The sequence below is a fragment of the Sediminihabitans luteus genome (genome assembly GCF_002797595.1).
GTDB lineage: Bacteria > Actinomycetota > Actinomycetes > Actinomycetales > Cellulomonadaceae > Paraoerskovia > Paraoerskovia lutea.
The window spans coordinates 239,327-254,392 of the sequence record NZ_PGFE01000003.1 but is presented as its reverse complement, the minus strand read 5'-3'; the positions used below and the strand labels follow the sequence as shown (position 1 = coordinate 254,392).

The following is a 15,066-nucleotide window of genomic DNA, read 5'->3' as shown; positions in this document are numbered from 1 at the left end:
ATGCGTCACATCCAGGTCGACCGACTTTTCCCCGACCGTCCGGCCGTCCCACAATCGAGACCCTGGTGCCGCTCGCGATCCGCGCGGTGCCGACCTTCGACGCTGGAGCACCACCATGTCGCGAGTCCCGTCCGTAGCCCGTTCCGTCACGGCACGCCGTGCGTCAGCCCTGGCGGTCGTCGCCGCGCTGGGCGTCGCGGGGGTCGGCGCGACGGCGGCGATGGCGGAGGCTCCTGCGGCTCCCGTGGTGACCGCGGTCGTCCCGCAGTGCCCCGACGACGGCGACCTGCCGCCCGTGAGCCCGGACTTCCCCGCGTTCACCGACGACTCGGTCGCCGTCTACGTCGAGGGAGACTTCGTCGCGACGGAGAACGCCGCGGAGTCCGAGGGCCTCAACGTCGTCATGGGTGACGCGACCTTCGAGCGCCCCGGGATCTTCAACGTCGGCTCGGTCGGTGTCGGGTCGGGCATCGTCCCGTCGCCCGGGAGCACGATGCTCGCGGTCGGCGGCGACATGACGGTCGCCGCGGCGGGCAGCGTCGACGTCGGCGCGAACGTCTACGACGAGGACGGCGAGCTCGCCGGGGGCGCCGTGCGGGTGGGCGGCACGCTCGACAGCGCGGAGCGCGTCGAGACCAACAACGCTCCGCTCGAGTCCGACCTCGGCGCCGCGGCCACCGCCCCCTACGCCGACTTCGGCGGCGAGATCGACGCCGTCTCGACGGCGCTCGTCGCGCAGGACGACACGGGCACCGTGACCCGCGACGGCAACCAGCTGCGGCTCGTGGGCGACGGCGTCTCGGGCGACCAGGTCTTCACCGTCACGGCGGAGGAGCTCAACGGTGCGACCGAGATGTACTTCTCGGACGTCCCTGCGGGTGCCGGCGTCGTGGTCAACGTGATCGGCGGCCCCGTCGAGATCGCGCCCAACTACTGGGCCGTCGACGGGGTGCAGGTCAACAACCCGAGCTCGGAGTCGTTCGGCAACCTGACCGCGGCCCTGATGTGGAACTTCGCCGACGCGACCGACGTGTCGATCGGCCGCAACGACCAGTTCATGGGCTCGATCCTCGTGCCCGAGGGTGACCTCACGACCACGACGAGCACCAACGGGCGCGTGCTCGTGGGTGGCGACTACACGATGGCGGGCTCGGGCACCGAGCACCACAACTACCCGTGGACGCCTGGGTTCCCGTGCGTCCCCCCGGGCCCGACGCCGACTCCCACGCCGACGCCGACGCCGACCGTGACGCCCACGCCGACGCCCACCCCGACGGTCACGCCGACCCCGACCCCGACCCCGACCCCGACGCCGACCGTCACGCCGACCCCGACGGTCACGCCGACGCCGACGGTCACTCCCAGCGTGACCCCGACGCCGACCCCGACCACCGAGGTCCTGGGTGAGACGCTCCCGTGGACCGGCGCGGACGTGCTGCCCTGGCTGGGCGGCGGTCTGCTCCTGGTCCTCGCCGGGACGGGTGCGGTGCTGCTGGCTCGCCGCCACCAGCACTGACGTTCACAGGGTCTCCACGTGAGCGAGGGCGGACGACGCAGCACGCGCCGTTCGCCCTCGCCTAGTCTCTGGCCATGACCGATCAGGGGGCTCAGCAGGGGAGTGCCGTGCACGAACGACCAGCCGTCCACACGCGACCGCGACGGCCGCACCGGGTGCTGTGGTGGACCGCGCTGTGCGCGACGGGAGTGGTCGCGTTCACGGGCGCCGGCGTGGGTGCGCTCGCGTACCGCGTGGACCACAACATCGAGCAGGTCGAGACCGCGCCGCTGCGCGGGGCGGAGACCGAGCGGCCCGCGGCGCCGACGCCCGACCCGGACGACCCCAACGCAGGGGTCCCGCTCACGATCGCGCTGATCGGCTCGGACGACCGCTCGGGCGAGAACGTCAAGATCGGCGGCAAGGCCGACGGCTCGATGCGCTCGGACGTCACGATGCTCATGCACGTCTCGGCGGACCGGTCGCGCGTCGAGATCGTGTCGATCCCGCGCGACCTCGTCGTCGACATCCCGTCGTGCACCGTCACCGGAGGCGGGACGACGGCTCCGTCGCCGGCCACCAAGTTCAACTCCGCGTTCTCGTTCGGGTTCCTGTCCGGGCACGACCTCGCCTCGGCCGCGGCGTGCACCATGCGCACGATCGAGTCGGCGACGAACGTCCGCGTCGACGGGTTCATCGCGGTCGACTTCGTCGGGTTCCGCGACATGATCGACGCGATCGGCGGGGTCGACATGTGCATCCCCGAGCCGCTCGCCGACGACGAGGCGAACCTCGATCTCGCCGCGGGGAACCAGCACCTCGACGGCCTCGACGCGCTCGCGCTCGCACGGGCCCGGCACGACCTGAGCGACGGCTCCGACACCCACCGGCTCGACCGCCAGCAGGCGCTGCTCGCTGCGACGTCGGCCGAGGTGCTCAGCGCGAGCACGCTCGCCAACCCGTCCAAGCTCCTGAAGTTCGTCGACGCCGTGACGAGCTCGCTCACGCTCGACACGAGCCTCGGCGGGGTCAAGGACCTCACGGGCCTGGGCTTCTCGCTGCGGGACATCGCGCCGTCGCAGCTGACCTTCATGACGGCACCGACCGAGCCGTACGTCTACGACCGCAACAGGGTCCAGTTCTCGGCCGACGCCCCTGCGTTCTGGGCGCGGATGGCCGCGGACGAGCCCGTGGTCGAGTCGTCGCGCGACGTCGTGGCGGCGGCCTCGACCCCGACGGCCGACGCCGGCGTGACCGACGACGGCGTGACGGACGGCGGTGTGACCGGCGGTGGTGTGACCGACGGCGTAGCGGCTGACGACGTGCAGAGCCCCACCGCGACCCCGGTCGACCCCTTGGCGGACCGCACGCCCGGTGAGGCCATCACGGGAGCGGACGCGCGCACGACCTGCTGATGGCGGGTCCTGCTGCACGGCAGGGCGCCGCGTCCGGACCGGGATGAATCAGGACGAAACGGTGTTCTGTCCTGCGATGTGAGCCGGATCTCATCCACATGCCGAGATGATTCGGGATCCCGTTCGGCGGGAGCCGACCGCGCCCCGCATGATGATGACCATGACCCGCACCGCGCACCTCGCCGCCACCGCCCAGGGCCTCCGGCCCCGGCGTTCGGCGTGCCGAATGCCGGTCGCGTGCACGCAGGACGCGTGTCCGCAGCTCGCGTGTCCGCAGCGCTGACGCGTTGACCCGCCGTCGGGCACCCCGACGCACCGCTCCCTCGAGCACTCCCGCCCGCACCGGGCACCCCACCCCGCCGCGCCACGAGCGCGACCTCGCCTGCGCCGTCGTGCAGGCCCACCGGAAGGACGCACCATGCTCCGCAGGACCCTCACCTGGACGGCGATCGCCGCGACCGCAGCCCTGACCCTGACGGCCTGCGGGTCCGACGCCGAGGCCGGGTTCTCGGCCGGCACGGCCGACGACCCCATCGTGATCGGCGTGGTCAAGTCGTCCGACCAGTACTGGACCGACTTCACGGACGCGGCCGCCGACGCGGGCCTCACGGTCGAGATCAAGAACTTCTCGGACTACACGGTGCTGAACCAGGCCCTCGCCGAGGGCGAGCTCGACCTCAACCAGTTCCAGCACCTGCAGTTCCTCGCGGGCTACAACACCGACGCGGGCGAGGACCTCACGCCCGTCGGGGCGACCGCCGTCTACCCGCTCGCGCTCTACTCGACCGCGCACGCCTCGCTCGACGAGATCCCCGACGGCGGCCAGGTCGCGATCCCCAACGACCCGACCAACCAGGCGCGCGCCCTGCTCGTGCTCCAGGAGGCGGGCCTCATCACGCTCGCGGGCGGCGGCACCGCGTTCTCGACGCCCGCGGACATCGACGCCGACGCGTCCAAGGTCACGGTCACGCCCGTCAACGCGGCCCAGACCGCGCTCGCGCTCCAGGACGTCGACGCGTCGATCGTCAACAACGACTACGTCGGCGACGCGGGGCTCACCGAGGACGACGCGCTCTTCTCCGACGACCCCGACTCGGACGCCGCCAAGCCCTACATCAACGTGTGGGTCGCGCGGGCCGACGACGCCGACGACCCCGACGTCGCGAAGCTCGTCGAGATCTTCCACACCGAGAAGGTCGAGCAGGGCGTGCTCGAGGCCTCGGGCGGCACCGGCGTCATCAAGGACAACCCGGCGTCGGAGCTCCAGGAGATCCTCGCGCAGATCGAGTCCGACCTGAAGGCGTCGCAGGGCTGATGAGCGACGCGCTGACGGCGCCCGCGGCCGACGCCGCGGGCGCCCGCCCCGGGGAGCCGATCATCCGGTTCCGCGACGTGACCAAGGTGTTCCGCACGGGCAGCGAGGTGCGCGCCGTCGACGGCGTCACGCTCGACGTGCTCGCGGGCGAGGTGTTCGGGGTCATCGGGTACTCCGGGGCCGGCAAGAGCACTCTCGTGCGCCTCGTCAACGCCCTCGAGACCGCGACGTCGGGCACGATCGAGGTCGACGGCACGACCGTCACCGACCTGCCCGAGGCCCGCCTGCGGCCCGTGCGCGCCCGGATCGGCATGATCTTCCAGCAGTTCAACCTGCTCGGGTCGCGCACCGTGGCCGGGAACGTCGCCTACCCGCTGCGCGTCGCGGGCTGGCCACGGGCCCGGCGCGAGGCACGCGTCGCCGAGCTCCTGGAGTTCGTGGGCATCGCCGACAAGGCGCGCAGCTACCCGTCGCGGCTCTCGGGCGGGCAGAAGCAGCGCGTGGGCATCGCCCGCGCGCTCGCCGCCGACCCGCGCATCCTGCTCGCCGACGAGGCGACCAGCGCGCTCGACCCCGAGACCACGCAGGACGTGCTCGCGCTCCTGCGTCGCGTCAATCGCGAGCTCGGCGTCACGGTCGTGATCATCACGCACGAGATGGACGTCGTGCGCACCACGTGCGACCGGGTCGCGGTCATGGAGCACGGCAAGGTCGTCGAGACGGGTGACGTGTACGACGTGTTCGCGAACCCGCGGCAGCCCGTCACGCGGCGGTTCGTCGAGACCGCGCTGCGCGACCGCCCCGGCCCCGACGTCGTCGCGCGCCTGCGCACCCGGCACCCCGGCCGCATGGTCGTGGTGGGCGTCGACGAGCAGACCGGGTCGAGCGCGCGCGTGACCCAGACGCTGCGCACGCACGGCGTCGACGGCACGATCGTCTACGGCGGCATCACCGAGGTCGCGTCACGCCCCTACGGCTCGCTCACGTTCGAGCTCGTGGGCGACGGCGACCGGATCGCCCGCGTGGTCGCCGAGCTCGAGTCCTACACCGACGTCGTGGACCTCGGCACCGCCGAGGAACCGCGCGACGACGCGTCGTCCGAGGAGGTCGTCCGATGACCTGGGACCAGCTCGAGCCGCTCCTGTGGACGGCGCTCGGCGAGACGCTCCAGATGGTGCTCACGGCCATGGTCGTGGGCGGGTTCTTCGGGCTGCTGCTCGGGATCGGCCTCTACGTGGCCCGGCCCGGCAACCTGCTCCAGAGCCGCGCGCTGTTCGTGGTCATCAACGTGCTGATCAACCTCGTGCGGCCCATCCCGTTCATCATCTTCCTCGCCGCGCTCGGCCCGCTCACGCGCATCGTCGTCGGGACGACGATCGGCACGCCCGCCGTCACGTTCGCGATGTGCGTCATGACGTCGTTCGTGTTCGCGCGCATCGTCGAGCAGAACCTCGTCTCGCTCGACCCGGGCATGATCGAGGCGGCCCGGGCGATGGGCGCCTCGCCGTGGCGGATCATCGTCACGGTGCTCGTGCCCGAGGCGCTCGCACCGCTGATCCTCGGGTTCACGTTCCTGTTCATCGGCGTGCTCGACATGTCCGCGGTCGCGGGCTACGTCGGCGGCGGCGGACTCGGCGACCTCGCGATCGTGTACGGCTACCAGCAGTACAACTGGGTCGTCACGTACGTCGTGGTGCTGGTCATCGTGGTGCTCGCGCAGCTCGCCCAGCTGCTCGGCAACCTGCTCGCGCGCAAGGCCCTGCACCGCTGATCGCACGGGGGCGTGCTCGCACGCCCCCGTGTGGGCGGACCCGTCTAGAGTGGCCGGGGTGAGCACCGCTTTGTACCGCCGCTACCGGCCCGACGACTTCGCCGAGATGATCGGGCAGGATCACGTGACCGGCCCGCTCATGCAGGCGCTGCGTTCGGGCCGCGTCAACCACGCGTACCTGTTCTCGGGCCCGCGCGGGTGCGGCAAGACGACGTCCGCGCGGATCCTCGCTCGCTGCCTCAACTGCGCCGAGGGGCCCACGCCCACGCCGTGCGGCACGTGCGACTCGTGCGTCGACCTCGCGCGCGGCGGCTCGGGCAGCCTCGACGTCGTCGAGATCGACGCGGCCTCGCACAACGGGGTCGACGACGCGCGCGACCTGCGCGAGCGTGCGGCGTTCGCGCCGTCGCGCGACCGGTACAAGATCTTCATCCTCGACGAGGCCCACATGGTCACGCCGCAGGGGTTCAACGCGCTGCTCAAGATCGTCGAGGAGCCCCCGCCGCACATCAAGTTCATCTTCGCGACGACCGAGCCCGACAAGGTCATCGGGACCATCCGGTCGCGTACCCACCACTACCCGTTCCGGCTCGTGCCGCCCGACGTGCTCGGGCCCTACCTCGAGCAGCTCTGCGGTGCCGAGGGCATCGCGATCGGCGCAGGCGTGGTCCCGCTCGTGACCCGTGCGGGGGGCGGCTCGGTGCGCGACTCGCTCTCGGTCATGGACCAGCTCATCGCAGGCGCCGAGAACGGCGAGGTCGACTACGAGCGCGCGGTCGCGCTGCTCGGGTTCACGCACGCGACGCTGCTCGACGACGTGGTCGACGCGCTCGCGACGCGCGACGGCGCGGCGATCTTCCGGGTCGTCGACCACGTGATCGCGACCGGTCACGAGCCGCGCCGGTTCGTCGAGGACCTCCTCGAGAGGCTGCGCGACCTCGTGGTGCTCGCGGTCTCGGGCGACGCCGCCGACGCGGTGCTGCGCGACGTGCCCACCGACCAGCTCGACCGCATGCGCACCCAGGCCGCGGCGCTCGGCCTCGCCGAGCTCTCGCGCGCCGCCGACCTCGCCAACGCGGCCCTGACCGAGATGGCGGGGGCGACCTCGCCCCGCCTGCACCTCGAGCTGCTGTGTGCGCGCCTCCTGGTCCCGGCCGCGGACGGCGCGGGCGGCCTCGCCGCGCGCGTCGACCAGCTCGAGCGCGGGTTCGCGTCAGGTACGCCGGTGACCGCCGCGCCTGCGGGATCTGCCGTGCCCGTGGGCACCGCGACCGTCGCGGGCGCCGGACCCGTCGGGGTGCCGTCCGTGCCCGGCGCACCGGCGGGAGGCCCCCGGGTCGAGCCCGTGCAGTCCGGCCGCCGCGACCCGCAGGCCGCGGCGCGCGGTGCCGCCGCTGCGCGTGCCGCGCTCGAGGCCACGCGCGCCCGGTCCACCGGCCCGGCGACCGCTGCCGGGACGGGGGAGACACCGGAGCCGGCGCGCGGCCCGCAGCCCGTCGCGCGCGTGTCGGACGACGCGGGGACCGGTCACCCGGAACGTGCTTGGGACGTCGCCCGCGGTGAGTCGTCGGTCGACGGGGCCCGCGCTGACGAGTCCCGCGCTGACGAGATCGCGACCGATCAGGCCACGACCGATCAGGCCACGACCGACCAGGTCCCGGCTGACGAGCTCCCGGACGACGCGACGTCCGTCGATCCTTCCGCGGGCGTGACCGGCGACGACGTGACTCCCGTCAGCGAGGTGTCGGACTCGGACGAGCCGCCGGTCAGCGAGCCGCCCGTCGGTGACGGTCCGGACGACGAGCCGCCTGTCGACGAGCCGCTGGTCGACGTGGCCCCCGACGACGTGGCCCCCGACGACGCTGTCCCCGACGACGTGGCCCCCGACGACGCTGTCCCCGACGACGTGGCCCCGGCCGACGGCCGGACCGCGGGCGAGCCCGCCCAGGGGGCTCCCGCGCGCGCGATCCCCGCCGACGAGGTCAAGCAGCGGCTGCGCGAGCGGTGGGCCGACTTCATGGCCGACGTCCGCTCGACCGAGAGCCGCATCGAGCTCGTGCTGCGCGGCAACGCCGCGTGGGACTTCGCCGACGGCGCGGTGCTGCTTGCGCTGCGCGACGCCTCGGCGCTCGACCGCCTCGACTCGCTGCACGGCCGTGACGTGCTCCAGTCCGCCGCGAGCCGCGCGATCGGTGCGGCGGTGCGCGTCGAGGTCAGCGCGCCGCAGCCCGAGGCGCGGGCTCCGCACGAGAACAGCGCGACGTCGCCCGAGGCGGGTGACCCCGAGCCGGAGCCCGAGCGAGCGGCCCGCAGCGCGGCCGACGAGGCCGACGCCGCCTGGCTCGCCGGAACGTCCGCCACCAGGCCCACAGGTTCGGCGTCCACAGGTTCCACGTCTGCGGGTGCTGCGTCCTCAGGGATCCCGGCGGGTTCGGCACCCGACGGGGCAGCGTCCGCAGGTGCCACGTCTGCGGGGCCGTCTGTAGGTGCCCTGCCTGCGGGGGCAATGTCTGCCGATGCCACGGCTGCGGGGGCGATCTCTGCGGGTGCACTGCCCGCAGGCGCTGCTTCCGGTGCATCGGCCGGTTCCGCCGTCGGTGGCGCACCGGGCGCGGGCATGACGGCCGGAGCCACCGGCAGCACGGACGGGCCCGGCACGGAGGCCTCCTCCGCACCGGCCCGCCCGCCGGTCAAGCAGTCCGCCGCCGCGATCGCGATCGCCCAGGCCCGGCAGAACGCCGGGGCCGCGGCGCACGGCACCACGCGGCGTCCGGCACCGGTGAGCGCGCCCGACTACGAGGACTTCTCGGACGACGACCCCGACCTCGCGGCGTCGGGGCTCGTGGGCGTGCCGCTCGTCAAGAAGCTGCTCGGCGGACAGGTGATCGAGGAGATCGTCGACGACGCGTGAGGCGCGCCGCCCGGCTGCCCGCGATGTCGGCGCCGACCCGTACCCTTGCGGGGTGTACGAAGGCGCAGTCCAGGACCTGATCGACGAGCTCGGCCGCCTTCCCGGCGTCGGGCCCAAGAGCGCGCAACGCATCGCGTTCCACCTCCTCGCGGCGGACTCGTCCGACGTGCGGCGGCTCGCCGACGCGCTGACCGAGGTGAAGCTGCGCGTGCGGTTCTGCGACGTGTGCGGCAACGTCGCCGAGGCCGAGCTGTGCCGCATCTGCGCCGACCCGCGCCGCTCGACGGCCGTCATCTGCGTGGTCGAGGAGGCCAAGGACGTCGTCGCGATCGAGCGCACGCGCGAGTTCCGCGGCAAGTACCACGTGCTCGGCGGCGCGATCAACCCGATCGAGAACGTCGGTCCGGACGATCTGCGCATCAGCCAGCTCATGACGCGGCTCGCGGACGCGACGGTCGAGGAGATCATCATCGCGACCGACCCGAACGTCGAGGGCGAGGCGACCGCGACGTACCTCTCGCGCCTGCTCGTCCCGATGGGCGTGCGCGTGACTCGACTCGCGTCGGGCCTGCCCGTGGGCGGAGACTTGGAGTACGCCGACGAGGTCACGCTCGGTCGGGCGTTCGAGGGCAGGAGGGTGGTCGGTGGCTGACACCGCGACGAACCAGGCGCAGACCGACCTGCGCGCCGTCGCCGAGGCCGCGTCGGGCCACGCCCGCACGTTCCTGTCGACCGTCACCGACGTCGCCTCGGGCGCCGCGCCCGACGCCGCGATCTCGCTGCTCATCCTCGCGATCTCCGACGTCCTCGCCGCGGGCGCCCGCCTGGGCGCGATGGTCGACGTCGTCCCGCCCGACCGGTTCGAGCCGGACGCGGGCGACGAGACCGACCTCGAGCCGCTGCGCGAGGCGCTCGAGCTCCAGCTCGGGCCGCTCGACGAGTACGTCGAGATCGTCGACCCGGTGCTCGGCGCCGAGGTCGGCAAGGCGTCGGTCTCGGGCGACGTCGCCGCGGTCGCCGAGGCCATCGCCAAGGGGCTGCAGCACTACGACGCGGGCTGCACCGTCGAGGCGCTGTGGTGGTGGCAGTTCTCGTACCTGTCGCTGTGGGGCGAGCGCGGCGCGAGCGCGCTGCGCGTGCTGCAGATGGTGCTCGGGCACTTCCGGCTCGACGTCGACGACGACGTCGCGGCCGAGGCCGAGTACGACGCGCTGCAGGCGTAGGTGCCGCTCGACCTCGACGTCTCGACGATCCTGCTGCTCGTGCTCGCAGGGTTCACCGCCGGGTGGATCGACGCCGTCGTGGGCGGGGGAGGGCTCGTCCAGCTCCCCGCGCTCCTGCTCGTGCCGGGCATCAGCCCCGTGCAGGCGCTCGCGACCAACAAGCTCGCCGGGATCATGGGGACGTCGGTCTCCGCGGTCACGTACTACCGCCGGGTCGGCCCCGACCTGACGACCGCCGGGCCGATGGCCGCGACCGCGTTCGTCGGGGCGATCGGCGGGGCGGCGCTCGCGTCGTCCATCCCCGAGGAGCTCTTCACGCCGATCATCCTCGTGGTGCTCGTCGCCGTCGCGGCCTACACGATCGCGAAGCCGACGCTCGGGGCGACGAGCGACCTGCGCTGGCAGGGCAACGGACACCGGTGGATCGCCGCGGGCATCGGGCTCGTGATCGGTGCGTACGACGGTCTGCTCGGCCCGGGCACCGGGACGTTCCTCGTGATCTCGCTCGTGAGCGTGCTCGGCTACGCGTTCCTGCCGGCCTCGGCGCTCGCGAAGATCGTCAACTTCGCGACCAACCTCGGCGCGCTCGTGTTCTTCGTCCCGTACGGCGCGGTGCTGTGGGGCCTTGGGCTCGTGGTCGGCACCGCGAACCTGTGCGGCGGGTACGTCGGCGCACGCATGGCGGTCGCTCGCGGCAGCGGGTTCGTGCGGGTCGTGTTCGTCGTGGTCGTGGGCGCGCTGATCGTGCGGCTCGGCGGGGAGGTCGTCGCGGGGCTCTGATCGAGGGCGCGGGCTCCGAGGGCGAGGGCCGGACGCGGGTGGTCAGGATCCGGACCACGCCCGGCTGCGGCGTCCGCCCGTGCCTATCATGGAACGACCTTCACGCACCCGGCGGGCCGTTGAGACAGACGGAGGCCGGCGACAGACGGAGCATCACAGTGGCACTCATCGTGCAGAAGTACGGCGGATCGTCGGTGTCCGACGCCGCGAGCATCAAGCGGGTGGCCAAGCGCATCGCCGAGGCGAAGCGGGCCGGGAACGACGTCGTGGCCGTGGTCTCGGCCATGGGCGACACGACCGACGAGCTCATCGACCTCGCGCAGCAGATCACCCCCCTCCCGCCCCAGCGCGAGATGGACATCCTCCTGACGGCAGGCGAGCGCATCTCGATGTCGCTGCTCGCGATGGCCATCAACAACCTCGGCGTCAAGGCGAAGTCGTTCACGGGCCAGCAGGCGGGACTCATCACGGACGCCGTGCACGGCAAGGCGCGCATCGTCGACGTCGTCCCGCACCGCATCCGGGAGACCGTCGAGAAGGGCTCGGTCGCGATCGTCGCCGGGTTCCAGGGCGTCAACCCCGACGCGGGCGACGTCACGACGCTCGGCCGCGGCGGCTCCGACACCACGGCCGTCGCGCTCGCGGCGGGCCTCGGTGCCGACGTCTGCGAGATCTACACCGACGTCGACGGCGTGTTCACCGCCGACCCGCGCATCGTGCCCACGGCGCGCAAGATCGACCGCATCTCGTACGAGGAGATGCTCGAGATGGCCGCGTCGGGCGCCAAGGTGCTCGTGCTGCGCTGCGTCGAGTACGCGCGCCGGTACGGCGTGCCCGTGCACGTGCGCTCGACCTTCACGACGCACCCCGGCACGCTCGTGACGAACACCCCCAGCGACACCAGTGAGGAAGAGCCCATGGAAGCCCCGATCATCTCCGGCGTCGCGCACGACCGCTCCGAGGCCAAGATCACCGTCGTCGGCGTGCCCGACCGTCCCGGCATGGCCGCGCGGATCTTCGAGGCCGTCGCGGGTGCCGGCGTCAACATCGACATGATCGTGCAGAACGTCTCGGCCGCCGCGACCGGGCTCACCGACATCTCGTTCACGCTGCCCGCCGACCAGGTCGCCGACGGCACCGCGGCGCTCGACGCGCTGCGCGTCGAGGTCGGTTTCGCGTCGCTCCAGATCGACGACCAGATCGGCAAGCTCTCGCTCGTGGGCGCGGGCATGAAGTCCCACCCGGGGGTGTCCGCGAAGTTCTTCGGGGCGCTGCGCGACGCGAACATCAACATCGAGATGATCTCCACCTCGGAGATCCGCATCTCGGTCGTCACGCGCGCCGACTCGCTCGACGACGCCGTGCGCGCGGTGCACACCGCGTTCGACCTCGATGCGGACGCCGAGGCCGTCGTGTACGCCGGCACCGGCCGCTGACGGCCCCGGACCAGGAGGAGAGAACCATGACCGAGATCAACCCCGAGGGTGTGAACGTCGCCGTCGTCGGCGCGACCGGCCAGGTCGGCGCCGTGATGCGTCGCCTGCTCGTCGAGCGCGACTTCCCCGTCGCGAGCATCCGCTTCTTCGCGTCGGCCCGCTCGGCCGGCACGACCCTGCCCTTCGCGGGCTACGACGTGGTCGTCGAGGACGTCGCCGCGACGGCGACCGAGGACCTCGAGGGTATCGACGTCGCCCTGTTCTCCGCGGGCGGCGCGACGTCCAAGGTCGAGGCCCCGCGCTTCGCAGAGGCGGGCGCGCTCGTGATCGACAACTCGTCGGCCTGGCGCCTCGACCCCGAGGTGCCGCTCGTCGTCTCGGAGGTCAACCCCGAGGCGATCAGCGAGGCGGGCAAGGGGATCGTCGCGAACCCGAACTGCACCACGATGGCCGCGATGCCCGTGCTCAAGCCGCTCGCCGACGAGGCGGGGCTCGAGCGCCTCGTCGTCGCGACGTACCAGGCGGTCTCGGGCGGCGGCCTCGCCGCCGCGAACGAGCTCGCGTCGCAGGTCCAGGCCTCGCAGGGGCAGGAGCTGCTCGGCCTGGTCGAGGACGGCGCCGCCGTGACGCTCCCCGAGCCGTCGAAGTTCGTCGCGCCGATCGCGTTCAACGTGATCCCGCTCGCGGGGTCGCTCGTGGACGACGGGTCGGAGGAGACCGACGAGGAGCAGAAGCTCCGCAACGAGTCGCGCAAGATCCTCGGGCTGCCCGAGCTCGCCGTGGCGGGGACGTGCGTGCGCGTGCCCGTGTTCACGGGGCACTCGCTCGCGATCCACGCCGAGTTCGGTGCTGCGATCACGCCCGACCGTGCGCGCGAGCTGCTCGCCACGGCCCCGGGGGTCGCCCTGGCCGACGTGCCGACGCCGCTTGCCGCGGCCGGTGCGGACCCGTCGTTCGTGGGACGCGTGCGCCAGGACCAGTCGGTGCCCGGCGGGCGCGGCCTCGTGCTGTTCGTGTCGAACGACAACTTGCGCAAGGGCGCGGCGCTCAACGCGGTGCAGATCGCGGAGCTCGTCGCGGCCGACCTCGCGGAGCTCGCGACCCTCGACGTGGTGGACGCGGCAGCCGACGTCTGAGGCCCGACCTGCTTCTGCCGCGAGGTAGAACCGAGCGCGCGAGATCGAACGTCCCACGTTCTATCTGGCGCGCTCGCGTCTATCTCGCGGTCGGTGCCCCGCTGGCGGTGCCCGCAGCGTGCCCGTGGGGGCCGCCCACGGGCGTGGCCGACGCCGCGTGCCTAGGCTCGCAGCCATGAAGCCGTTCCTGCTGCTCGCGTCCCGCCCGGAGGACGACGCCGCCGACGCCGAGTCGGCGGCGTTCGCACGCTTCGGCGGGCTCGCGCCCCGGGACCTGCACCGCGTGCGCATGGAGGCGGGGCCGCTCCCGGCGCTCGACCTCGACGACTACTCAGGGGTGCTGCTCGGCGGGAGCCCGTTCACGTCGTCCGACCCCGAGGACGACAAGTCGGAGGTGCAGCGGCGCGTCGAGAAGGACCTCGCACCGCTGCTCGACGAGATCGTCGACCGTGACCTGCCGTTCCTCGGCGCCTGCTACGGCGTCGGGACGCTCGGCCTGCACGAGGGCGCCGTGATCGACGAGACCTACGGCGAGGACGTCGGGCCGGTGACCATCGAGGTCACCGACGCCGGCCGCGACGACCCGCTGCTCGCGGGCCTCCCGCCGACGTTCCAGGCGTACGTGGGTCACAAGGAGGCGTGCCGCACGCTGCCCGCGCACGCGGTGCTGCTCGCGACGTCCGCGACGTGCCCGGTGCAGATGTTCCGGGTGCGCGAGAACCTGTACGCGACGCAGTTCCACCCCGAGCTCGACCTGCAGGGGATCACGCAGCGCATCGAGGTCTACCGCGAGCACGGGTACTTCCCGCCCGACGAGGCCGACGCCGTGATCGCGCACGCCGGCACGCAGGACGTCACGGTCCCGTCGCGCATCCTGGCGGCGTTCGTGCGCCGCTACGCCCGGGCCTGACGGGCGCGGGCGCGTGCCGTCCCGTGACGCCGAGCACGGGGTTGGGCACACTCGGCGCTGCTGATCGTGTGCCCGACCCCGTGTTCGGCGGTGCCCAACCCCGTGCTCGGCGCGGGGCGGGCATGCTGCGGGCGGACGTCGCGCGCCCGGCTCAGCGCACGAAGTACGGCCCGCGCTCGGGCTCGGTGACCGCCTCGACGGCGTGCCGCAGCCGCACCCGGCTGCCGTCCGAGAGCCCCGCGGGCAGCGCGTCGAGCGCGAACCACGCGACGTCGAGCGACTCGTCGGCGACGTGCGCACCGGCCGCCGAGGCCTCCGAGACGGGCCGGCACAGGAACGTGAGGTCGACGAACTGGCACACGTCGCCGTTCGGGTACGTCACGGGCGGCGTGGTCAGGACCGCGACGAGCTGGTCGACGCTCACCTCGACGCCGGTCTCCTCGAGCACCTCGCGGGCCGCCCCGACGGCAGGTTCCTCGCCGGGGTCGAGGTGTCCCGCGACGAGGGCCCACTCGCCGGTGTCGACGCGTCGGCCGAGAAGGACGCGACCGTCGTCCGACAGCACGACGGCCGTGACGCCGGGGAGCCACAGCAGGGCCGTGCCCACGTGCTGCCGCATCGCGACGACGTACGGCGGGATCGGCATGCCCCGAGCCTACGGCCCCGCCCACGTT

General features: G+C 73.0%; 13 protein-coding genes. 12 read left to right on the top strand and 1 reads right to left on the bottom strand.

All coding sequences use genetic code 11. The features are described from left to right. Window positions 1-115 precede the first annotated feature (115 nt). The 12 genes from CLV28_RS10800 to CLV28_RS10745 all read left to right on the top strand — a co-directional run bounded on the left by CLV28_RS10800 (window position 116) and on the right by CLV28_RS10745 (window position 14,392). Window positions 116-1,516 (top strand): choice-of-anchor A family protein, encoded by a 1,401-nt coding sequence (locus CLV28_RS10800; protein WP_100423331.1) that lies wholly within the window; start codon window positions 116-118, stop codon window positions 1,514-1,516. 74 nt (window positions 1,517-1,590) lie between these two features. Continuing rightward, window positions 1,591-2,910: an LCP family protein gene (locus CLV28_RS10795; RefSeq protein WP_100423330.1), complete on the top strand. Its 1,320-nt coding sequence runs from the start codon at window positions 1,591-1,593 to the stop codon at window positions 2,908-2,910. 418 nt (window positions 2,911-3,328) lie between these two features. Beyond that, on the top strand, window positions 3,329-4,225 hold the full coding sequence (locus CLV28_RS10790) for a MetQ/NlpA family ABC transporter substrate-binding protein (RefSeq protein ID WP_100423329.1): 897 nt from the start codon (window positions 3,329-3,331) through the stop codon (window positions 4,223-4,225). Next, the gene (locus tag CLV28_RS10785; RefSeq protein ID WP_100423328.1) at window positions 4,225-5,343 is read left to right on the top strand and encodes a methionine ABC transporter ATP-binding protein; all 1,119 of its coding nucleotides are present in this window, start codon (window positions 4,225-4,227) and stop codon (window positions 5,341-5,343) included. Before CLV28_RS10790 ends, CLV28_RS10785 begins: the two co-directional genes overlap by 1 nt. After that, complete coding sequence (locus CLV28_RS10780; RefSeq protein WP_100423327.1) at window positions 5,340-5,996, top strand: methionine ABC transporter permease; 657 nt, start codon at window positions 5,340-5,342, stop codon at window positions 5,994-5,996. The genes CLV28_RS10785 and CLV28_RS10780 overlap by 4 nt, the downstream gene beginning before the upstream one ends. Before the next feature lie 58 nt (window positions 5,997-6,054). Then, window positions 6,055-8,907 (top strand): DNA polymerase III subunit gamma and tau, encoded by a 2,853-nt coding sequence (locus tag CLV28_RS10775; protein WP_100423469.1) that lies wholly within the window; start codon window positions 6,055-6,057, stop codon window positions 8,905-8,907. A gap of 52 nt (window positions 8,908-8,959) precedes the next feature. Next, entirely contained in the window at window positions 8,960-9,559 is a 600-nt protein-coding gene (recR, locus tag CLV28_RS10770) for a recombination mediator RecR (protein WP_100423326.1), read from the top strand. Further along, window positions 9,552-10,130, top strand: a complete 579-nt coding sequence (locus CLV28_RS10765) for a DUF5063 domain-containing protein (RefSeq protein ID WP_100423325.1) — start codon at window positions 9,552-9,554, stop codon at window positions 10,128-10,130. The genes recR and CLV28_RS10765 overlap by 8 nt, the downstream gene beginning before the upstream one ends. Continuing rightward, the gene (locus CLV28_RS10760; RefSeq protein ID WP_100423324.1) at window positions 10,131-10,910 is read left to right on the top strand and encodes a TSUP family transporter; all 780 of its coding nucleotides are present in this window, start codon (window positions 10,131-10,133) and stop codon (window positions 10,908-10,910) included. A gap of 158 nt (window positions 10,911-11,068) precedes the next feature. Beyond that, the gene (locus CLV28_RS10755; RefSeq protein ID WP_100423323.1) at window positions 11,069-12,346 is read left to right on the top strand and encodes an aspartate kinase; all 1,278 of its coding nucleotides are present in this window, start codon (window positions 11,069-11,071) and stop codon (window positions 12,344-12,346) included. Between the two features lie 26 nt (window positions 12,347-12,372). Further along, window positions 12,373-13,482, top strand: coding sequence for an aspartate-semialdehyde dehydrogenase (locus CLV28_RS10750; RefSeq protein ID WP_100423322.1), 1,110 nt, complete (start codon window positions 12,373-12,375; stop codon window positions 13,480-13,482). A 175-nt stretch (window positions 13,483-13,657) separates the two neighbouring features. Then, window positions 13,658-14,392, top strand: a complete 735-nt coding sequence (locus tag CLV28_RS10745) for a glutamine amidotransferase (RefSeq protein ID WP_100423321.1) — start codon at window positions 13,658-13,660, stop codon at window positions 14,390-14,392. A gap of 151 nt (window positions 14,393-14,543) precedes the next feature. Here the strand turns inward: CLV28_RS10745 and CLV28_RS10740 are convergent, their stop codons facing one another. Then, window positions 14,544-15,038: an NUDIX hydrolase gene (locus tag CLV28_RS10740; protein WP_100423320.1), complete on the bottom strand. Its 495-nt coding sequence runs from the start codon at window positions 15,036-15,038 to the stop codon at window positions 14,544-14,546. Window positions 15,039-15,066: the final 28 nt, after the last annotated feature.